The organism is Streptomyces sp. NPDC033177, from assembly GCF_055577715.1.
In genome coordinates this window covers 368,657-389,281 of sequence record NZ_JBVIPS010000001.1, presented here as the reverse complement: position 1 = coordinate 389,281, position 20,625 = coordinate 368,657, and the positions used below count along the sequence as shown (strand labels likewise).

15 protein-coding genes are annotated in these 20,625 nt (G+C 71.6%); 12 read left to right on the top strand and 3 right to left on the bottom strand.

Translation table 11 applies throughout. The features are described 5' to 3' along the window. The first annotated feature begins 78 nt into the window (after positions 1-78). From ACZ5U5_RS01890 to ACZ5U5_RS01855, 8 genes are all read left to right on the top strand, one after another. Entirely contained in the window at positions 79-1,197 is a 1,119-nt protein-coding gene (locus tag ACZ5U5_RS01890; RefSeq protein WP_469015029.1) for a Gfo/Idh/MocA family protein, read from the top strand. Beyond that, positions 1,194-2,114, top strand: a complete 921-nt coding sequence (locus ACZ5U5_RS01885) for a DUF6807 domain-containing protein (protein WP_469015026.1) — start codon at positions 1,194-1,196, stop codon at positions 2,112-2,114. Before ACZ5U5_RS01890 ends, ACZ5U5_RS01885 begins: the two co-directional genes overlap by 4 nt. After that, complete coding sequence (locus ACZ5U5_RS01880; protein WP_469015025.1) at positions 2,108-2,854, top strand: cupin domain-containing protein; 747 nt, start codon at positions 2,108-2,110, stop codon at positions 2,852-2,854. Before ACZ5U5_RS01885 ends, ACZ5U5_RS01880 begins: the two co-directional genes overlap by 7 nt. A gap of 68 nt (positions 2,855-2,922) precedes the next feature. Further along, on the top strand, positions 2,923-4,203 hold the full coding sequence (locus ACZ5U5_RS01875; protein WP_469015023.1) for an ABC transporter substrate-binding protein: 1,281 nt from the start codon (positions 2,923-2,925) through the stop codon (positions 4,201-4,203). Next, a complete protein-coding gene (locus ACZ5U5_RS01870; RefSeq protein ID WP_469015020.1) occupies positions 4,200-5,159 on the top strand; it encodes a carbohydrate ABC transporter permease in 960 nt (319 codons plus the stop codon). Before ACZ5U5_RS01875 ends, ACZ5U5_RS01870 begins: the two co-directional genes overlap by 4 nt. Continuing rightward, positions 5,156-6,025 (top strand): carbohydrate ABC transporter permease, encoded by an 870-nt coding sequence (locus tag ACZ5U5_RS01865; protein ID WP_469015017.1) that lies wholly within the window; start codon positions 5,156-5,158, stop codon positions 6,023-6,025. Before ACZ5U5_RS01870 ends, ACZ5U5_RS01865 begins: the two co-directional genes overlap by 4 nt. Continuing rightward, the gene (locus ACZ5U5_RS01860) at positions 6,022-6,627 is read left to right on the top strand and encodes a hypothetical protein (RefSeq protein WP_469015015.1); all 606 of its coding nucleotides are present in this window, start codon (positions 6,022-6,024) and stop codon (positions 6,625-6,627) included. The genes ACZ5U5_RS01865 and ACZ5U5_RS01860 overlap by 4 nt, the downstream gene beginning before the upstream one ends. Then, positions 6,624-8,432 (top strand): hypothetical protein, encoded by a 1,809-nt coding sequence (locus ACZ5U5_RS01855; protein ID WP_469015013.1) that lies wholly within the window; start codon positions 6,624-6,626, stop codon positions 8,430-8,432. The genes ACZ5U5_RS01860 and ACZ5U5_RS01855 overlap by 4 nt, the downstream gene beginning before the upstream one ends. On the opposite strand, the gene ACZ5U5_RS01850 is transcribed toward ACZ5U5_RS01855, so the two are convergent. From ACZ5U5_RS01850 to ACZ5U5_RS01840, 3 genes are all read right to left on the bottom strand, one after another. Next, entirely contained in the window at positions 8,389-9,171 is a 783-nt protein-coding gene (locus tag ACZ5U5_RS01850) for a class I SAM-dependent methyltransferase (protein WP_469015010.1), read from the bottom strand. The genes ACZ5U5_RS01855 and ACZ5U5_RS01850 overlap by 44 nt on opposite strands. 81 nt (positions 9,172-9,252) lie before the next feature. Beyond that, positions 9,253-11,949 (bottom strand): discoidin domain-containing protein, encoded by a 2,697-nt coding sequence (locus ACZ5U5_RS01845; RefSeq protein ID WP_469015008.1) that lies wholly within the window; start codon positions 11,947-11,949, stop codon positions 9,253-9,255. 131 nt (positions 11,950-12,080) lie between these two features. After that, positions 12,081-12,752 (bottom strand): GntR family transcriptional regulator, encoded by a 672-nt coding sequence (locus ACZ5U5_RS01840; RefSeq protein WP_469015006.1) that lies wholly within the window; start codon positions 12,750-12,752, stop codon positions 12,081-12,083. A gap of 338 nt (positions 12,753-13,090) precedes the next feature. Here ACZ5U5_RS01840 and ACZ5U5_RS01835 point away from each other — a divergent pair, with 338 nt between their 5' ends. The 4 genes from ACZ5U5_RS01835 (at position 13,091) to ACZ5U5_RS01820 (ending at position 20,623) form a co-directional block, all read left to right on the top strand. Then, on the top strand, positions 13,091-15,433 hold the full coding sequence (locus ACZ5U5_RS01835) for a collagenase (RefSeq protein ID WP_469015003.1): 2,343 nt from the start codon (positions 13,091-13,093) through the stop codon (positions 15,431-15,433). A 159-nt stretch (positions 15,434-15,592) separates the two neighbouring features. Then, the gene (gene bdeA, locus ACZ5U5_RS01830) at positions 15,593-16,489 is read left to right on the top strand and encodes a bis(hydroxyethyl) terephthalate hydrolase (protein WP_469015001.1); all 897 of its coding nucleotides are present in this window, start codon (positions 15,593-15,595) and stop codon (positions 16,487-16,489) included. Between the two features lie 183 nt (positions 16,490-16,672). Then, positions 16,673-19,285 (top strand): helix-turn-helix transcriptional regulator, encoded by a 2,613-nt coding sequence (locus ACZ5U5_RS01825; RefSeq protein WP_469014999.1) that lies wholly within the window; start codon positions 16,673-16,675, stop codon positions 19,283-19,285. A gap of 75 nt (positions 19,286-19,360) precedes the next feature. Next, positions 19,361-20,623, top strand: a complete 1,263-nt coding sequence (locus ACZ5U5_RS01820) for a PucR family transcriptional regulator (protein WP_469014997.1) — start codon at positions 19,361-19,363, stop codon at positions 20,621-20,623. Positions 20,624-20,625: the final 2 nt, after the last annotated feature.

Sequence of the window (20,625 nt, the reverse complement as noted above, 5' to 3'; positions counted from 1 at the left end):
GGTCTTGTCCTGACATTCACGCGGTGCCTAGGGTCGGTCCCGGTGCAAGCGCTTTCTAAGCTCGTTCGAGGAGACCGTATGTCCTCCACCCCCACGCGTCCACGGGCCGCCGTCGTCGGCACCGGCGGCATCGTCACCGGCAGCCATCTGCCCGCCCTGCGGGCCCACTCCGACCGGATCGACCTCAGAGCCGCCGTGGACGTCGACCCGGCACGGCTCGCCGCGTTCCGCGCGGAGGCCGCGGCGCTGGACATGGACGTCGCGGGCTACACGGACTTCGACGCGATGCTCGACGAGGCCCGCCCCGACCTGGTCCTGATCGGCACGCCGCCGTCCCTGCACCGCGCACAGACCGTGGCCGCCCTGAAGGCGGGCGCGTGGGTGCTGTGCGAGAAGCCGCTGTGTCTCTCGCTCGCCGAGTACGACGAGATCGCCGCCGCCGAGGAGGCATCGGGGGCGTACGCCTCGGTGGTCTTCCAGCACCGCTACGGCTCGGGCGCCGTCCACGCCCGCGAGCTGATCGCGAGCGGCGAACTCGGCACGCCCCGGGTCGCGCACTGCCAGACCACCTGGCACCGCGACAGCGCCTACTACGCGGTGCCATGGCGCGGCCGTTGGGACAGCGAGGGCGGCGGCCCCACCATGGGCCACGGCATCCACCAGTTCGACCTGCTGCTTCACCTGCTCGGCGACTGGGCCGAGGTGCGTGCCATGGCGGCCCGACTTGTGCACGACACCGAGAGCGAGGACGTGTCGACCGCCCTGGTGCGGTTCGAGAACGGCGCGCTCGCCACCGTCGTCAACAGCGTCCTGTCCCCGGACGAGGTCAGCCGCATCCGCGTCGACTGCGCCGACGCGACACTCGAACTCACCCACCTCTACGGCCACTCCAACGACGACTGGGTCTACACCCCGGCCCCGCACGTGGACGGCGGACGCGCCGATGCCTGGCGTACCCCCGCCGCCGACGTGCCCAGCTCGCACGCCGCCCAGCTCGGTGCGGTCCTCGACGCGTACGAGCGGGGCGTACGGCCGCCGGGCAGCGGCGCCGACGCCCGGCGCACCCTCGAACTCGCCGCCGCGCTCTACAAGTCGGCGTTCACCGGACGGCCGGTGCTCGCGGGCGAGATCGCGTCCGGTGACCCCTACTACCCCGCCATGCACGGCAACCACCCCGACTGGAGCCCCACGCGATGACGATCCAGGTCACCCACACCCACGGCGAGCGGATCACCGTCACCTCAGGCGGTGTCGAGCTGCTCAGCTACGTCTACGCACCGGACCCGGACGCCTTCGAGGCCCGCAAGCCCTACATCCACCCCCTGCGCACCCTGGCCGGACACCAGGTCTCCGGGTACCGCCCGAACGACCACCGCTGGCACAAGGGCCTCCAGATGACCGCGAGCCATCTGTCGGGGCAGAACTTCTGGGGCGGCAACAGCTATGTCCACGGCGAGGGCTATCTGCGCCTGCCGGAGCGCGTCGGGTCCATGCGCCACGACGGCTTCTCCGCACTCGACGTCGACGAGGACCGCCTCCACCTCACGGAGGAGCTCACCTGGATCGAGAACGGCGGCCAGGAGTGGGCCAGGGAGGAGCGCGACGTCACTGTCCATTCCGTCGACGAGGACGCGGGGTCCTGGGCCGTCGACTGGTCGATCCGCCTGACCAATATCCGTGACGAGCCCCTGCGCTTCGGCTCGCCGACCACCGCGGGCCGCGACATGGCCGGCTACACGGGCCTGCAGTGGCGCGGTCCGCGCGACTTCACCGGCGGCACCGCCTTCGGCCCCGACGACGAGAAGGACGCGGCCGGTCTCATGGGCACCCAGGGCCCCTGGCTCGCCTTCACCGCCGAGCACGACGACGTCGACGCGCACTCCACGCTCGTCTTCGCGCACGCTCCCGAGAACCTCGACGGCAGCGCGATCAACGAATCGCACTGGTTCGTACGCTCCGAACCCATCCCCACCGTCGCCTTCTCCTGGGCGTTCTTCGACGAGTTCACGCTGGCACCCGGTGCGTCCTTCGCCTACCGCTACCGCGTCGTGGTCGCCGACGGAGCCTGGGACCGCGACCGCGTCGCCACGCACCTGAAGGGACTGACATGGTGAGCCTTCCGCACCCCCTGCCCGGCGCCGTCGGCCTCTCCCACCTGAGCGCCTACGAGTGGGAGGCCACCGACGGCGTCTGCGGCGGCAGCCCGCATCTGCACCTGGTCTGCACGGAGGCGTACGTCGTCACCGGTGGCCGCGGCGCCGTCCAGACCCTCAGCCCCGAGGGCTATCGCGAGGTCCCCCTGGAAGCGGGCTCCGTCGCCTGGTTCACACCCGGAACCGTGCACCGCATGGTGCAGGGCGGCGACCTGCGGATCACGGTCCTGATGCAGAACAGCGGCCTGCCCGAGGCCGGGGACGCCGTCTTCACCTTCCCGCCCGACGTGCTCGCCGACCCCGAGCGGTACGCCGCCGCGGCACGGCTCCCCGCGAAGACCGGACCGGAGGCGGAAGCCGCCGCCCGCAAACGCCGTGACCTGGCCGTCGAGGGTTACCTGCCGTTGCGCGCCGCGCTCGAAGCCGGGGACAACGGCCCCTACCTGGAGTTCCAGCAGGCCGCGGCCCGGCTCGTGCGGGACAAGGTCCCCACCTGGCGCGAGTTGTGGCGGGCCGGTGCTCTGGCCACCGCCGAACGCACCGGCGCGCAACTCGACGCCCTCGCATCCGGCAGCCCCGACTACCTCGCGGGCTCGGGCTCGTACGACAGCCGTCCCTCGCGCACCGGCGGCTACGGCATGTGCGGGCGCCGCGACGAGTACGAACTGCCGGGGACGACGCTGCCGTACCACGGCGAGTAACCGCCCTCAGGCGTAGAAGCAGCGTAAGAGCACTCGTCAAGAAATCAGAGAGGAGAGGTGTCATCGGCATGCCCGGAAACAGGACAAAGTGGTCCTGCGCAACGGTCGCGGCGCTCACGCTCGGCGCGCTGCTCACCGGCTGTGGCGGCTCGGACGAATCGAGCGGCGGCGGGACCGTTCTGCGCTACACCTGGTGGGGCAACCCCGACCGGGCGGCCCGCACCCAGGAAGCCGTCGCGCTGTTCGAGAAGGAGCACCCCGGGATCACGGTGCAGACCTCGTTCGCCGGCTACGAGGCGTACAAGCAGAAGCTCGCCACCCAGGCCGCGGGCGGCGACGCCCCCGACGTGATGCAGCTCGACTACCGGCAGATCGACCAGTACGCGACCGGCGGCATCCTGCTCGACCTCGGCAAGCAGAAGAAGGCCCTGCGCACCGGCGAGATCGACGCGGGCCTCCTTGCCACCGGGGTCGTGGACGGCACCCAGTACGCGATCCCGCAGGGACGCGGCACCGAGACCGTCGTGTACGACGCCAAGCAGTGGAAGGCGGCCGGAGTGGCCCTCCCGCGCAAGGGCTGGACCTGGGGTGAATGGGCCGACGCCATGCGGGAGTTGGCGAAGAGGACCGGTAAGCCGGGCTCCGTCGACCCCGGCCAGAGCGAGGACTGCTTCGAGGTGTGGCTGCGCGGCCAGGGCAAGACCCTCTACACCAAGGACCGCAAGCTCGGCTTCACGGCCGATGACCTGACCCGCTGGTGGACCTTCGCAGACAAGCTGCGGCACGAGGGCGCGGTGTCGCCCGCCCAGCAGACCACCCAGCTCGACGGGACGGTGGAGAACCAGCCGCTGGCCCGTGGCAAGGCGATCTCCGACTTCAACTGGGACGCGCCCGCCAGCGGCTACACGCCCATCATCGGCGAGGGCCTGACGCTGGCCCCGATGCCGTCGGGCGCCGACGGCACGCCGGGCCAGTACTTCAAGCCCTCGATGTTCATGGGCGCGGCGGCCACCACGGAACACCCCCAGGAAGCCGCCGAGTTCATCGACTTCATGATCAACGACGAGAAGGCGGCGGACATCCTGGGCGCCTCCCGCGGTATCCCGGTCAACGAGCCGATCCGAGAGGACATCGGCCCCGAGCTGAAGGACTTCGACAAGACCGTCGCCGACTACCAGGAGTCCGTCGACGGTGACCTCAAGGCTCCCCCCAAGGCGCCGCCCTCGGGTGACACCTCCCTGCAGACCACCTTCGGGCGTGACTACGACCAGGTGTCCTTCGAGCAGATGTCACCCCGTGAGGCCGCTGAGGACTTCATCACCGAGGCGAAGGCGGAGCTGAGGTCATGACCACCACCGACACACCCGCCAAGGCCCCTCGCACCAAGAGCCCCGAGCCCGCGGCCGAGCGGCGCACCAAGCGTGAACGCGAGGGCGCCGCCTGGGTGTTCCTCTCACCCTGGGTGCTCGGCGCGGTCGTCCTGACCCTGCTGCCGATGGCCGTCTCGCTGTACCTGTCCTTCACCGACTACGACCTCTTCAACGCCCCGCGCTGGGTGGGCCTGCGCAACTACGTCCAGATGTTCACCGAGGACCCGCGCTACTGGCGCTCGGTCGGCGCGACCCTGATGTACGTCGTGATCGCCGTACCGCTGCAACTGGCGCTCGCCCTGGCCGTGGCACTCGCCCTGAAGTCGATGAGGCGCGGCAAGGCCTTCTACCGTTCGGCCTTCTACGCTCCCTCGCTGCTCGGCGCCTCCATGTCGATCGCCCTGGTGTGGCGGGCGGTCTTCAACGACGGCGGCACCGTCGACAACCTCCTCTCCGACATCGGTATCCACACCGGCGGCTGGGTCAACAGGCCCGGCTGGGCGCTGTTCGCCGTGGCGCTCCTGACCGTCTGGCAGTTCGGCGCCCCCATGGTGATCTTCCTGGCGGGCCTCCAGCAGATCCCCACTGAGCTCTACGAAGCCGCGGCGGTGGACGGGGCGAGCCGTAAGCGGCAGTTCGTCTCCATCACGCTGCCGATGCTGTCCCCGGTGCTCTTCTTCAACCTGGTCCTGCAGACCATCCAGGCCTTCCAGGTCTTCACCCCCGCCTTCGCGGTCAGCGGCGGCAAGGGCGGCCCCGCCGACTCGACGCTCTTCTACACGCTCTACCTCTACGACCGCGGCTTCGTCGCCTCGCACATGGGCTATGCCTCCGCCATGGCCTGGGTCCTGCTGATCGCCATCGGAGTGGTCACTGCGGTGCTCTTCCGCACGTCGCGCTCCTGGGTCTTCTACGCGAACGAGGGGGAGCGATGACCACCACCACTGCCACCACCGCGGGCCGCAGGTCCTTTCCCTGGCGCCGCGTCGCCCTGCACGCCGGCTGCCTGGCCGCGCTCCTGGTGATGCTCTATCCGCTGGCCTGGCTCCTCGCCACATCACTCAAGCCTGCAGACGAGGTGATCGCGAGCCTGAACCTGCTGCCGAGCAAGCTGGAGTGGTCGAACTACTCGACCGCCCTCGACGGCGTGGACGACGTGTCCGTCGGGCGGCTGCTCTCCAACTCCCTGCTGATCGCGGGCGGCGCGGTCCTGGGCAACGTCATCAGCTGCTCCCTGGCTGCCTACGCCTTCGCCCGGCTGCGTTTCCGCTTCCGTGGCCCGCTCTTCGCCTTCATGATCGCGACGATCATGCTGCCGCACCACGCCGTCCTGATCCCGCAGTACATCATCTTCAACCAGCTCGGCATGGTGAACACCTACTGGCCGCTGATCCTGCCGAAATTCCTCGCCACCGAGGCCTTCTTCGTCTTCCTCATCGTGCAGTTCATGCGTGGCCTGCCGCGTGAGCTGGAGGAAGCGGCCAGGATCGACGGCTGCGGGCCGTTCCGGAGCTTCTTCCTGGTCGTCCTGCCGCTCACCAGGCCCGCGCTGATCACCACCGCGATCTTCACCTTCATCTGGACCTGGAACGACTTCTTCACCCAGCTGATCTATCTCTTCTCGCCGGAGAAGTTCACCCTGACCCTGGCACTGCGGTCGTTCGTGGACGCCTCCAGCCAGTCGGCGTTCGGTCCGATGTTCGCCATGTCGGTGATCGCGCTCCTGCCCATCGTGCTGTTCTTCCTGGCCTTCCAGCGCTTCCTGGTCGAGGGCATGGCCAACTCCGGGGTCAAGGGATGAGCGCGCGGGCCCGCGAGACGGGCGAGATCTTCGGGCCGCGGATGACCCTGTTCGCGGACGTCCTCGCACTCGGCGTGGTCACGGCGCTCGCCTGCCTGCCGCTGATCACCGCTCCGGCGGCGCTCTCCACCGCGTGCGCGATCGTGCGCGGGACCGGGGAGGGCCAACCGGTCACGGCCCGGCGGTACGTGGCGGTCCTGCGCGAACGCTTCCGTGCCGGTGACCTCGCGGCGGGCGCGGTCGCTCTCGCCGGAGCGCTGCTGTTCGCCGCGGACTTGGCTCTTGCCGGAGCAGGGCTTCCGGGGGCCCGCGCCTTCGCCGTGACGGCAGCGGCGATCGGGGCGTGCGCCGTCATCGTGGGCCTGCGCGCCTGCGCCCGGCCCGCGTCGCTCACCGACTGGCGCACCGCGCTGCGCGAAGCCGCCGGGGATGCGGCGGGGGACGTGGGCGGCAGCGCCCTGCTCCTGCTCGCCGTCGCGGCGGCCGCGCTATGCGCCTGGATGATGCTGCCGCTCGCGTTCCTGGTACCGGGCCCGCTGGCCCTGGCCCTCACCGCCATCGATCTACGCACCGTACGCCTGCCGCAGGAGGAGACCGCGTGATAGCCCGCAGGACCTTCATCGCCACCTCCGCCACGGCCGCAGCCGTGGGTATCGCAGCCACCTCGGGAGGAACGGCTGCCGCCGCACCTGAACAGCCCGCCCGGGACGCGGACTTCGTCGACTTCCTCACCAAGGCCGCCGACGCGCGCGCCGAGGCCGTCCTCGACGGGTACGCCGCCACCATCACCGAGCTGCGCGACCTGGGCAAGGCCCGCGCCGCGGCCCGTAGCCTGCGCACTCTCACCTCCGTCTATGTGCACGGCGGATCCGCCCACCACCACGACGGCACGCTCATCGGCCCGCTGGGCGAACTCGCGGACGCCCTCGCCGCCGAGCAGCACGACGACGGACTGTGGGACCAGGGCGCCGTCCACTCACCGCCCGACACCGCCTTCTCCATCGTCGACCTCAACATCGCCCACGCCCTGCTCGACAAGGACGGCGAACGGGCCACCGCGAAGCTGCGGGCCACGGTCGAGCGGATCCTGCGCAAGGCGGGCCCCGGCCTCGCGAACGGCGGCGTGCACACCGCCAACCACCGCTGGCTGGTGTGCTCGGCGCTCTCCCGCATCCACCGGCGGTGGCCCGACCCCTCCTACCCCCGGCGCATCGACGCCTGGCTCGCGGAGGGCATCGACCAGCTCCCGGGCGGCGAGTACAGCGAGCGCAGTCCCACCTACTCGGCGGTGGTGACCAACCCGGCCCTGCTGACCATCGCCCGCTTCCACGACCGGCGCGACCTGTACGCACACGTACGGGACAACCTCACCGCCTCGCTCTACGTCACCGAGCCCAACGGCGAGGTGGAGTCCGTCCATTCGCGCCGCCAGGACCAGGCGGCACTGCGTCATCTGCCCGAGTTCTGGCTCCAGTACCGGGAGTTGGCCATCCGCGACGGCAACGGGACGTTCGCGGCGGTCGCCGCGCTGCTGCGGGAGCGCGGCGCCGGGCAGACCTTCGGCGAGACCCCGCTGGGTGACCGTCTCGCCGAGGTCCTGGACCGCCCCGAGCTCGCGCGTGAACTGCCCGCCGTGAAGAAGCTGCCAACCGACTTCGAGCACCACGACGACAGCTGCCGTCTGGTGCGCGTACGCCGCGGTGAGCGGACGGCGAGCATCTTCGGCGGTACGGATCTGCCGGAGCTGCACGCCATCTCGTCGGGCCTGTCCACCAACCCCACGTTCTTCAAGATGCGCAACGGCGCCGCGATCCTCGACTCGCTGCGACTCGCCCCGCAGTTCTTCTCGCTCGGCCCCTTCCGGTCCGAAGGGCTTGAGCCTCGTGGCGACGCGTGGCGGCTCCATGCGGAGGTCCGAGCGGCGTTTCACCAACCGCTGCCACGGCGTCACCGGCGCAAGGACGGGCTCTATCCGCTCACCGACGACGGCCGCTTCTGGTCGGCGATGGACTTCCCGCACCGGCCCAAGGAGTACCGGGCCCTGCGCACCGAGATCCTGGTGCGCGAGACCGACGGCGGCTGGGAGCTGGCCTTCGACGTGTCGGAGTCAGCGGTGCCGCTCGCCCTGGAACTGTGCTTCCGCCGTGGCGGGAAGCTGGCGGGGGAGGGCCTTGAGCCGGTCGCAGGAGCCGACGACACCTATCAGCTCGTCAGCGGTGAGGCGAGCTACACGGTCGGCGACGACCGGATCACCTTCGGCCCCGGCAACGGCAAGGGCGGCAAGCAGCCTCCCGTGGTCGACCCGGGGGAGCGGTACACCTGGATGAACGGCTCCCTCACACCGGACGGCGTCCGCGTCCTGATCACCGGCCGCTCACCGCTGACGTATCGGATGACCTTGCGCTGATGTGCTCGCGCGGCTCCGGGCGGCGGGCGATGAAGACGAATTCCCTGCCGGGGCGGTCCGGGGCGTCGCGGATCTCGTTCACCACATAGCCGAGCGCGGTGAGTGAGGCGGTCACCTCGTCGCGCTCGCGGAAGCGCAGGGTGGAGTCGGAGGTGAGGGTCTCGCCACTCGCGGTGAGGACGTAGGTGTGGCGGAAGCTCACCAGCGGCAGGCTGACGTCGGTGACGTCCACCCACGTCTCGACGTCACCGATGCCGTCGACGGTGACCGTGCGCAGGGTCGCGGCGCGGTTCCACTCCTCCCATGCCCGCCGGGCCGGGTCGCGGGTCTCGAAGACCAGGTGGCCGCCCGGCCGCAACGCGGCGTGGACGGCGCGCAGGGTGTCCTCCCACACGTGCCGGTCCACGATCGCCTGCGCGACGTTCGCCGTCATGGTGGCGAGGTCCACCCGCATCTGGGGGAGCGCCTTCGCGTCGCCGTGGATCCAGCACACGCGCTCGCTGCCGGGCTTGGAGCGCGCCACGTCGAGGGAGGCCGCGGCCGGGTCGACGCCGGTCACCCGCAGCCCGCGGTCGGCGAGGAGCAGCGCGAACGTACCCGTGCCGCACCCCACGTCCAGGACCCGACGTGCTTTCAGTTCTGTTGCGATGTCGGCGTATACGTCCAGGTCGCCGCGGTCCGCGTCAAGCGGATCGTAGAGCGCAGCCAGTCTCGGGTTCTCGTACGCCTCGTCTGCCACGCCCGGGAGGCTAGCAACGGGAGCGACGGTGGGGCACTCGATATTCGTGCCCCACCGTCGCCGCCGTCCTTCCGCCGTCGTCTATCGGTTGACGGTCAACTCCCGGATTCCCGCCGGCTTCTTCGCGTCCTTGGACGTGAACGTCACGCGGACGTAGCGGGCCGTGTCCCCGTCAGGGTCGGCGGTCTTCCAGTGCCGCCCGTCGAGCGAGGTCCGCACCGTCTTCTTCACCGGCTTCACGTCGGTCCAGCGCGGGGTGATCTTCGAGAACCGGGCGGACTTTCCGAGGTCCGCGGTGAGGGTGGCACGGGTGGTCTCGGGGACCCAGGCGGTGGCGGTGCTGCCGTCGAGCGCGGCGTCCGCGTACTGGCCCGGTTGTTCCGAACTCGCCTTCGCGTCGCGGCACCTGGCGAGGTTGTCGGTCGGCTCCAGGTCCGGGCGGCGCGTCTTGAGGTGCGCGGGCGCGCCCTGGCTGACGATCTGCTTGCCCTGCGGCGTCTCGATCTCGAAGGGCTCGCCGTGGGTGAGGCGCACAGTGGTGTCGTGGGCGCCGATGGCGATGTCGTACGTACGGCCCTGCCAGTGCAGGCCGTTCAGTTTCACGCCCTGCGACAGCTGCGGCGGCAGCATCGGGTCGAGGTGCACGCTGTTCTCGCGCATCCGCTGTCCGGTCAGGCCGTTGGTGAAGACCTGGAGGAAACCGCCCTGGCCGGTCGTGAAGTTCTGCGCGGGGGAGCCCGACAGCGGGTCCGAGGCCCCCGCCTTCTCGCCGCGCGCCTCCGAGAACAGGTCGAACGGGCCCCGCACGAAGGGACGGATGGAGCGCGTCAGGTAGGTGTACGCGGAGCAGCCGGGCTCGCCGATGGCGGCGGCGTCGATGGCGTGCACCGAGTCGGTCATGGCAGGACCGTCGGGGTCGGTGCGGGCCGCGTAGTAGTCGAGGGTGTTCGTGGCGGCCTGTTTCGACATCGGCCACTCCAGCGGGTACATCAGGAGCACGGTGTCCGCCTGCTTGATCACCGAACCCTTGTAGCCGTCGTACTGCTGGAAGACCTGCTTCTTCTTGTCATAGGGGATGCGTAGCTTGTCGGCGACGGTGTTCCAGCCCGCCGGGGCGGCCTTGCCGAGCAGCTTCGCCGCGCGGGCGGCGGTGCGCAGGGTGGTCGCGGCGCCGGCGTTGGTGAAGACGCCGTCATCGACTCCGTTGCTGTACTCGTCCGGGCCCGCGACGTCCTTGATGGAGTAGCTGCCGTCGGCGTTGCGCGTGGCGCGGTCGGCCCAGAACTCGGCGATGCCCTTGATCACGGGCCAGCCGCGGGTGCGCAGCCAGTGGGTGTCCTTGGTCGCGAGGTAGTACTGCCAGGCCGCCAGGGCGACATCGCTCTGCAGGTGGTTCTGGGTGCGGCAGTGCGGCGGGTCCACGCTGTGGCACTCGGCCTTGAGGTCGCCCTTGCTCGCGCTGGTCCAGGGGTAGAAGAGGCCGGGGTGGCCGAGCTTCTTCGCGTTGGCGCGGGCGGCGGTCCGGGCACGGTAGCGGTACTCCACCACGGACTTGGCGAGGTCGGGGTGGGCGGCAAGCAGCGCCGGGTACATCCAGGTCTCCGCGTCCCAGAAGACGAGGCCGGCGTAGTTGTCGCTGCTCAGGCCGGTGGGGGAGATGCTGTTGGCCGAGCCGGTGCGGGAGCTGGAGAGCAGACCGTACTGGGCGGACCGCACCCAGGACTGGAGTTCGCCCCGGCCGGGCACCTCGATGTCGCTGCTCCACAGCTCGCGCCAGGCGGCGGTGTGCCCGGCGAACAGTGCGTCCCAGCCACGCCCGGCGGCGCGCTGCGAGGCCGCTACGGCGTCGCGCTCGGGGGAGCGGGAGGTCAGCGCGGTGTCGACGCCGACGTACTTCGTCAGCTCGTACGTCCGGCCGGAGCGGACCGGCATGCCGACGGACCGATGTGCGCTCAACTTGCGGGCAGGGGCGGAGGTTTCTTCATCTCCTGTATGCACGCCGTGTCCGGCGCGGAGTGTCGAGGCGACCGTTCCCTCGGTCTTCGTGCCGTCCGTGCGGAACCCCACGGCCGTGGTGCCCCCGTGGCGGGTGCCGCTTCCGGTGGCGGACATGCGCCGGGCGCCGCGTCCGTCGATGCGGTCGGTGACCTTCGCCTCGCCGTCCCAGTGCGGGGTCATGCGCAGGCGTACGGCGCCGACGTGGGGGTTGGCGCGGTCCGCGAGGACGTCGTAGACGAGGTCGGTGGCGCGGCCGTCGGCGGCCGTCCACGTGAGCTCGGTGCGCACCAGGCCGCGGCGCAGGTCGAGGCTCTGCCGGTAGTGCGAGATCCGGGCGGCCGGAGTGGCGGACGTGAACGTCTCGGGGTCGGGCCCGCCGGTGGACACCGTGAGCGGACTCCAGGTGGGGATGGCCGCTGCGACCTCACGGTTCTCGGTGGTCTCCTTGTTGTGCGCGTAGAGCCCGGAGACGAAGGAACCGTCGTAGCGGCGGCTGAAGAGCGGCCATCCGGTCTTGGCTTCGGAGGCGGCGTAGCCGGATCCGTTGGGCGCGACGCGCTGGCCGAGATAGCCGTTGCCGACGAAGGCGTGATGCGTGTCCTTCGGGTCGATGCGGTGGGATGTCAGCGTCCAGCCGTCGTCGTGCGAGGGACCGGGCGTCGTCGGCTCGCCGGTTCTCTGGGACGCGATGTCGGCCGCCGCGGTGGGGGGAACAGCCGCGGCGAGTACACCCACGAGGAGGGGTGCGATGAACCGGGCCGTGCGGGGGAGGGACCTCATTGTGCTCCGTTGCGGGGTCGCCGGGGAACGTCAGGCGACCATAAAGAGGTGAACGGTTCGCGTCAATGAATCACGTGATGTGTTGAAGGATCGAATGAACCAGCGAGTAGATCCCACTGTGTGAGCAGGCTCTATGCCTTGGTGTCGTGCGCCCAGAGTGAGCGGACATGCCCGAGATGCCGGGCCATGCACTGTTCCGCCCCTTCGGCGTCCCCGGCCACCATCAGGTCCAGGAGCTCGATGTGCTCCTGCGCGGAGGGGATCAGGCGGCCGCGCTCGTCCAGCGCCGTGAGGCCGTAGAGCCGGGAGCGCTTGCGCAAATCGCCGACGGTCTCGACGAGCCGGTCGTTGCCGCCGAGCGCGAGCAGGGAGAGGTGGAACCGCCGGTCGGCCTCCAGGTAGCCGATGAGGTCGTGGTCGCGGGCGGCGCGCACGATCTCGTCGGCCACGGGGCGCAGCTCCTCCAGGTCCGCGCGTGACGCGGACCGGGTGATGCGGCCGATCATCGGGACCTCGATGAGGGTGCGGATCTCGGTGTACTGGTCGAGGTCCCGCTCGTTGACCTCGGTGACGCGGAAGCCCTTGTTGCGGACCGGTTCCACCAGACCTTCGCTGGCAAGGTCGAGCATCGCCTCGCGTACCGGCGTCGCGGAGATCCCGAAGTCCTCGGCGAGCACGGGCGCCGAGTAGACCTGGCCGGGCCGAAGTTCACCGGATATCAGCGCGGCCCGCAGATGGTGGGCGACCTGATCGCGCAGCCGCTCCCGGGGAGTGACGAGGGTGCGCTGTGTGAGGTGACCCATGGTGGTGATCCCTTCGTGACCCCGCAGGTCGTGGCCCACGCGCCCGCCCCGAGTGGTTCACCAGCGTACAAGGTCACCTGCCTCTCGCCCCGGCGTCCGGTGCACGCCGTCCCGGCACGTGTGCCCCTTGAACGCGCGGGCCGGGCAAGGGAGTTGCGGCACAGGAGCTGCCCGCGTCTGAGGGGTTGTCAGTGCCATTTCACATTACTACGTTACGCATCACATGGCGCGCGCCGCGCACTTCAAGTAGCCGTGACTGCATGGCTGTTGGGGTCCGCGTGGCTTCGCGTCGTTCGCACGCACCGCTTGCCTCACCTCCCACACATCAGGAGCCTGTCGTGCACCAGCCCCGTACCCTGCGCAGATCCGTGGTTGCCGCGGCGATATCCGTGGCCTTATGCGCCACGGCCGCACCGGCAGCCCATGCCGGAGCCCCCGAGCCCGCCCCGAGGGCGGTAGCTCGCGCGACCGCCGCCCCCGCGCCTGAGAAGCCGAGCCCCCGGGACCACGTCGACCGCCGCGCCAAGGCCCCGAAGTCCGCCACTTGGCAGCTCCCCGCGCCCGGCGGGCTCACCGACGGACGCGTCCCCGGCCCGCGTACGGACAAGCCGAAAGCCAGGGCCTCTGTGCCCCGCGCGACCGTCGGCAAGACGTCCGTGCCGTGCACCCTCGACGGGGTCACCGGCCTGACACCCGCCCGGTTCGTCGAGTTCCTCGCCGATCCCGCCGTCACCGCCGACGGTTGTCTGCGCGGACTCATCTGGACCTGGGACCGGCGCCTCGCACCGGTCATGTCGGGCGCACACATCCAGGCCGTGTCCCAGCGCGCCACTCAGCTCGCCGCGTCCCACGACGGCACCAACGGCAGCCACCTGCTTGAGATGTTCACCTACCTGCATGCCATCTCCTACCACGGCTTCTCACACGACGAGGTCGACATCACCGACCCGGCGACCCTGGCCGCCATGCGACGCGCCGTGGACGCCTTCGGGACGGCCGCCCACGCCTTCGACGTGACCCGCTCCAACGCCGAGACGCTCCGCGAGGCGCTGACGGCGGCCAGTGCCGCGGGGCTGCGGCAGCATCAACTCCCGCTCGTGAAGCGGGTCCTGGCGACGATGGACGCTGCCCACCCCGACACCGCGCAGGACACCGCCTGGGCCGGCGCCACCCTCTCCGCGCTCACCGTGAACTACCTCGGCGTCTACCCCGGCAACCAGGACACCGCCTTCCGTGCCGCGGTGGCCGCCGACCCCTCCTACCGCGCCGCCTTCAAGGCGTTCGCCGGGCACACCCATCTCAAGGGCAGGCCCAACGCCTGGGTGGTGCGCGACGCGGTGAGCGAGTACGGCAGGTTCGGCCAGATCGACGCCCTGCGCACCGAGACCATCGCCGGGCTCGGCCCGCTCCTGGACACCACCGCCCGCAACTTCGGTGACGGCAGTGCCCCTTGGGCGAAGGTCGTCACCTGGCTGATCGCGTTCGAGGCCTGCGAGCCGTACAAGGTGTGCAGAAACGACATCGAGCGCCGCCTCTTCCCCCAGACCTACGCGTACGACGCGGGTGGGATGAAGGTCCGCACCGCCCTCGACCGGGCCACCGTCGACCAGCTCTACTACGCGAGCAAGCAGGTCAAGGCCCAGTTCCACCGCGTCGTCGGCACCCAGGAGCCGCTCAGAGGCGACCCCAACACCACCCTGAACACAGTCCTCTACGCCTCCCGCGCCGACTACGAGAACTACCACCCGCTCCTGACGGGCATGGGCACCGACAACGGCGGCGTCTACATCGAGCGAGGCTCGACCTTCTACACCTATCAGCGGCGCGTCCCCCAGGACTCCTCGCTGACCCTCGAGGAGCTGTTCCGCCACGAGTACACCCACTACCTCAACGGCCGCTGGGCCGTGCCCGGCTTCTTCGGCGAGGGCCCGTGGTACGAGGGCGACCGGACGACCGCGATGGACGAGGGCACGGCGGAGTTCTTCGACGGCGCCACCCGCGACGACGGCATCAAGGTCCGCAAGTCCCTGATCCAGGGCATCATCGACGACACCGCGGGCGGCGGGCCACGCATGACCGTGGACCAACTGCTGCACGCCACCTATGACGGGGACGGCTTCCGCTTCTACGACTACGCGGGCACGTTCTTCGAGTTCCTGTGGACCGAGCGCCCCGCGCTGATCAAGGAGATGTACCGCCACCTGCGCGCCGACAACCCGAGTGCGTTCGACGCCTGGCGCGACCGCCTGGGCCGTGACACGGGGCTGCAGAGCGCCTACGACTCCTTCCTCGACAAGCAGATCGCGCACGTCGACGACCTGTTCGTCCCCGACACCACCTACGTCCCCGTCGACCGGCTGCGTGACAGCACGGCCGGCCAGGTCCGCTCCTCGTTCATCGCGACGACCGGCATCACACCCGACTGCCGCTCCACCAAGGCACCGGCCCGCCCGCGGTTCGTGTGCACCGGCCGGATCACCGCCAACCTCCGCGAAGCGGCCGACCCCGACCTCGTCTTCAAGGACATGTCCGAGACCGTCGACACCTACATCCTCGACCGCGCCGCGGGCGGCGACAACAACCTCAAAGACATGAACTGCGCCTTCGGCGAGGTGGACATCTGGACCGACGGCCGCGCCGGAACGTCCGCATACACCTGCGAGGGCCCCCTGCGTGGCTGACCTCTCCGGGAAGACAACAGCCGTACGACACCGGTGATTTCGCCGATGTCGACACCCTGATCGCACCGCCACGGTGGGGACCGCAACGAACACGGCGGTCTCCACCGGGGCGTACCTCCCTCTCCCGAGTGGCTCCGCCACGACCGAGAGGACCCCTCCGTGCGCCTGCACGTCTTCTCCCGCCCTGTGGTGCGGGCCTGTCTGGCCGCCGCGGTCGCCACCGCGGGACTCCTCGGCACCGGCCTCGCGCCCGGCGCCCAGGCAGCCGCCGACAACCCGTACGAGCGGGGCCCCGCCCCCACCGTCTCCAGCATCGAGGCCTCGCGCGGCTCGTACGCCGTGTCGCAGACCAGCGTCTCGTCGCTGAGTGTGTCCGGCTTCGGCGGCGGCACCATCTACTACCCGACGTCCACCGCCGACGGCACCTTCGGCGCGGTCGTCATCTCCCCGGGCTTCACCGCGTCCCAGTCGAGCATCGCCTGGCTCGGGCCGCGGCTCGCCTCACAGGGCTTCGTGGTCTTCACCATCGACACCAACACGACGCTCGACCAGCCCGACAGCCGGGGCCGCCAACTCCTGTCCGCACTCGACTACTTGACGACGAGCAGCTCGGTGCGGGGGCGCGTCGACGCGTCACGGCTCGGCGTGATGGGACACTCGATGGGCGGTGGCGGCTCCCTGGAGGCCGCCAAGAGCCGTACCTCGCTGAAGGCGGCGATCCCGCTGACCGGCTGGAACACCGACAAGACCTGGCCCGAGCTGCGCACGCCCACCCTCGTCGTGGGCGCCGACGGTGACACCGTCGCCCCCGTGTCCTCCCACTCCGAGCCGTTCTACCAGTCGCTGCCCAGCACCCTGGACAAGGCGTACCTGGAGCTCAACGGCGCCACCCACTTCACCCCGAACTCGTCCAACACGACGATCGCGAAGTACAGCCTCTCCTGGCTGAAGCGGTTCATCGACAACGACACCCGCTACGAGCAGTTCCTCTGTCCGCTGCCGAGCCCGAGCCCGACGATCGAGGAGTACCGGGGTAACTGCCCGCACAGCTCCTGATCCTGACGACCCGTCATGGGGGCCCGTCGTCCGTCGCCGCTCAGCCGGCGGCGGACGACGCGTGTCGTGCCGAGGAACCTGGATTGTGCTCGCGCACACCCGCGGGCGGCTGCCGCTGGTGGCGTGCCCAGTACGCCGGACGCAGGGCTTCCGGGCCGTGTTACGCGGAAGTAACGTGCCGGCGTGACCCTTTCGACGACCGAACCCGGCGTACTCAGGGCCCCCGAACTGCACGGCCGCCGTGCGGAAGTCGCCGCGGTGGAATCCCTGGTGGGGCATCTGCGCGCCGGCCGGGGCGGCGTACTCGCCCTGACCGCGCAGCCCGGCCTCGGTCGCACCGCGCTCGTTGAGCACGCGCTGGCGGTCTGCGCCCCGGTCCCGTCGGTTCAGCTCACCGCCCGGTCGGCGCTGCCGCTGCCGCAGGAGGGCCCGCTCCTTGTGTGCGTCGACGACGCGCACACCTGGCACCCGGCGGCCAGGGCCGCCCTCCTGTCCGACCTGCGGCGGCTGCCCGCCGAGAGACCCGTGGCCGTGCTGCTCACGGTGGCCGAACACCCCGCCATGGCGAGGGAGTTGTACGGGCTCACGGCATTGCGACTGGGCCCGCTCGACGAAAGTGGGGCCACCGCCCTGTTCGACCGCCTGACCCGTGGTTCGGCCGACCCGGTCGTCGGAGCGTGGCTGATCCGCGAGGCGGCGGGCAATCCGCGCCTGCTCTCCGCGTTCGCCGCGGCCCTCACCCCCGACCAGCTGGCCGGCCGCACCCCGCTGCCCGATCCGCTGCCCGGCGGGGAGGACGTACTCCACGACTACGCCGCCCGCCTCGACGGGCTGCCCGGCGACACCCGCGCCCTGCTGCTGCTCGCCGCGGCGGCCGGGGAACACGAACCCGAGGGCGCGGGCTCGGACCTCGCCCTGCTGCTGAGGGCCGGCGGCGACCCCGCGGGACTGGCGCCCGCCGAGGCCGCCGGTGCGGTCGTCGGAGCGGGCGGGCGCATCCACTTCACCCATCCCCTCCTGCGCCGGGCCGTGCTGCACCGCGCCCCACTTGCCCGGCGCAGAGCCGCCCACGCCAGCCTCGCCACGGCCTGCCGCGACCGCCTCTGCTGCCTGGTGCAACTCGCCTGCGCCGCGGAGGACCACGACGCTCGGCTCGCCGCAGCCCTCGCCGCCGCGGCGAGCGCGCCACGCCCGCAGGCCGAGCGGTCCGCCGCCCTGTCCCGGGCCGCGGCGCTCACCGCCGACATGGCGCTGCGCACCGACCGGCTCGCCGAAGCGGCGGAAGCGGCGCGGCAGGCAGGTGACCCGGTGCGGGCCCGCGCCCTCCTCGCCCGCACCGCCGGTGCCCCCGCCCACGGCGGCGTCCACCAGGTGCGCGGACTCCTTGCCCTCGCCGACGGTCCTGCCGCCGACGCCAGGGAGGCCCTGCTCACCGCGGCCGTGCTGCTCCCGCCCGAACCGGCCCGCCACGCGCTGATCGGCGCGGCGGAGGCGGCCTGGGCGATGGGCGACGCCGCCGCCTACAAGGAGGCGATGGCGCGCGTCCCCGTGTGCGCCGACGACCCCTTGCTGGAGGCCTACCGCGCCGGGATGTGCGCGGTCCTCTCGGGCCACATCGCCGAAGGCCACGCACTGCTGCGCCGCTGCCTGGACGAATTACCCGGGACGGACGAGCCGGTCGGGCTGCTGCGCGCCGGGGCCGCGGCCCTGGTCGTCGGCGAGGTCGAGACCGCCTGCGGGGCCGGCGCCCGAGCGCTGGCCGCCGTACGTGCCTACGGCCCCGAGGTCCTGCTGCCGCGCGCCCTGGAACACCTGGCCTACGGAGAGCTGCGCGCGGGCCGTCACACCACGGCCCGGGCGCACGCCCTGGAAGGGCTCAGGGCCGCGCACCGCTCCGGGCAGCCCAACGTCGCGGCCTGTCTGCACGCCGTCCTCGCGCTCGCCGCGTCCGTGGAGGGCGACGCGGAGGCCTGCGCCGGGCACGCGCAGGCCACGGCGGCGGGCGCGGGCCCGCACGGTCTCAACCAGGCCGCCACCCTCGCCGTCTGGGCGGTCGCACGCGCGGACCTCGCGGCGGGGCGACCGGGGGACGCGGCCGCCCGCCTCGCACCCCTGGTCGCCCCGGGCCCGCGGCGCGGGCACTTCGCCGTACGGATGCTGGCCGTCCCCTGCTTCGTGGAAGCGGCCGTCCAGGCAGGGCGCACGGCAGAGGCCCGCAGCGCCACCGCCGAGTTCACCCGCTGGACCGAGGCCACCGCCGACCGGCTCGCCCCGGCTCAACTCGCTCGCTGCCGGGCCCTGCTGGCCCCGCCGCAGCAGACGGCCGCGGCGTACGAGAGCGCGCTCGCGCACCACGACCGCACACTCGGCGAGTTCGAACGCGCCCGCACGCAGCTGCTGTTCGGCCAGTGGCTGCGCCGCAGGCGCCGTACCCGCGAGGCGCGCGGCCCGTTGCGGGACGCGCTGGTCGGCTTCGAGCGGTGCGGGGCGCGCGCCTGGGCGGACCGCAGCCGCGGTGAACTCCGCGCCGCGGGCGAGGCGGTGGCCGGGGAGCCGGGGCCGGGGCCGCTGGCGGCGCTGACCCCGCAGCAGCAGCGCATCGCCCGTCATGTGGCGGAGGGCGCCACCAACCGTGAGGTGGCGGTGCGCCTGTCGGTGAGCCACCGCACCGTCGACCACCACCTGCGCAATGTGTTCTCCGCGCTGGGCGTGCGCTCCCGCGTCGAGCTGTCCCGGCTCCTCGCCGGCGACGGAGGGTTGCCGGACCGTGATGAGGAGATTGCCGCGAACCTCTAGGTACCGACTGGGCGGTATGCCATTCTTCGGGCGTCAACCAGATCCGGCAGTGTGCACACTTCCCGTGGAGGCCTCATGCCACACGTCCTGCGGTCACGGGTCGGGCCCCTGCACGAAGTGCCCGCCATCACCCCGCTCGCACCGGGCGCCCGCTCCCTGCTCGACGCCGAGGCCGTCGCCGTACTGCACCGTGCGGCCCGCGCCCTGCTGAGGGATCTGCCCACGATGACCGACCGGCTCGTGGCGGAGCTGCGCGAACAGGAACCCGCCTACCGCGCGGACATCGAGGCCCGCCCCACCGAGGTGTGGAAGGAGGTGCACCGCTCGCTGCGGTACAGCATCACCTCGCTCCTCCAGCCTGGGGAGACCAGGGAGGCCGCCCACCGCACATCCCTCCAGATCGCCGGGGTACGCGCCGAACGGGGCCTGCCGCTCGACGCGCTCCTGCACGCCTTCCGGCTCGGCGGCGCGATGGTGTGGCAGGGCCTGGTCGAGGAGGTCTCGCGCGGCAACCCCGAGGACATGGGGCTGCTCATCCATGTCGCCACCGACGTCTGGAACTTCGTCGACGAACACTGCGGTGTGGTCGCCGACGCCTACCGCCGCACCGAACGCCGCATGGCCTGGCGGCACGAGAACCGCCTGCGGCTGCTGACCGCGAGCCTCCTGGACGGCAGCGCCCGTCTCACCGACCTGCCCACCGCCGCCGACATCCTGGGGCTGCCCGAGGACGGGTGGTACGCCGTGATCGCCGTGGCCGGGGAGGACAGCCGCCTCACCCTGCCGCCGGAGACGCGGACGCTGCGCCACTCCGGTCCCGACGCCCAGTACGCCCTGGTCCTGCTCGGTGACGCCGAGGGCGACCCGGCGGCCGAACTGTCCGCGCTCGGCGCCGGTCTCGCCCTGCCGCCCGGGGCCCGCGCCGGCATCGGTTCACCCGTGGAGGGCCTTGCCGCCGTCCCGCACGCGCGCCGCCTCGCCGACACGGCGTTGCGGGCCTGCCCCCGCAGCGGCGGCACCGTGCTCCTCGACGAGCGCCTGCCGGACGCGCTGGTCGTCTCATCGCCCGAGCTCGCGGAGGCGCTCGCCGAGCGGGTCCTCGGTCCGCTGCGCTCCCTCGACCCCGCCGACCGGGACCTCCTCCTCGACACGCTCGTCGTCTGGCTGGAGGCCGACGGCTCCGCGCAACGTGCGGGCACCCGCCTCTACTGCCACCGCAACACCGTCCTCAACCGGCTGCGCCGCGTCGAGCAGTTGACCGGCCGCAGCCTCACCCGGGTCGGCGACCTCGTGGAGCTCTCGCTCGCCCTGGGGGCACGCAGACTGCTCGGGGGGTGAGC

Coding starts and splice junctions, on each gene's coding strand:
- ACZ5U5_RS01890 (WP_469015029.1), top strand. CDS start 79: ATGTCCTCCACCCCCACGCGTCCACGGGCCGCCGTCGTCGGCACCGGC.
- ACZ5U5_RS01885 (WP_469015026.1), top strand. CDS start 1,194: ATGACGATCCAGGTCACCCACACCCACGGCGAGCGGATCACCGTCACC.
- ACZ5U5_RS01880 (WP_469015025.1), top strand. CDS start 2,108: ATGGTGAGCCTTCCGCACCCCCTGCCCGGCGCCGTCGGCCTCTCCCAC.
- ACZ5U5_RS01875 (WP_469015023.1), top strand. CDS start 2,923: ATGCCCGGAAACAGGACAAAGTGGTCCTGCGCAACGGTCGCGGCGCTC.
- ACZ5U5_RS01870 (WP_469015020.1), top strand. CDS start 4,200: ATGACCACCACCGACACACCCGCCAAGGCCCCTCGCACCAAGAGCCCC.
- ACZ5U5_RS01865 (WP_469015017.1), top strand. CDS start 5,156: ATGACCACCACCACTGCCACCACCGCGGGCCGCAGGTCCTTTCCCTGG.
- ACZ5U5_RS01860 (WP_469015015.1), top strand. CDS start 6,022: ATGAGCGCGCGGGCCCGCGAGACGGGCGAGATCTTCGGGCCGCGGATG.
- ACZ5U5_RS01845 (WP_469015008.1), bottom strand. CDS start 11,949: ATGAGGTCCCTCCCCCGCACGGCCCGGTTCATCGCACCCCTCCTCGTG.
- ACZ5U5_RS01840 (WP_469015006.1), bottom strand. CDS start 12,752: ATGGGTCACCTCACACAGCGCACCCTCGTCACTCCCCGGGAGCGGCTG.
- ACZ5U5_RS01820 (WP_469014997.1), top strand. CDS start 19,361: ATGCCACACGTCCTGCGGTCACGGGTCGGGCCCCTGCACGAAGTGCCC.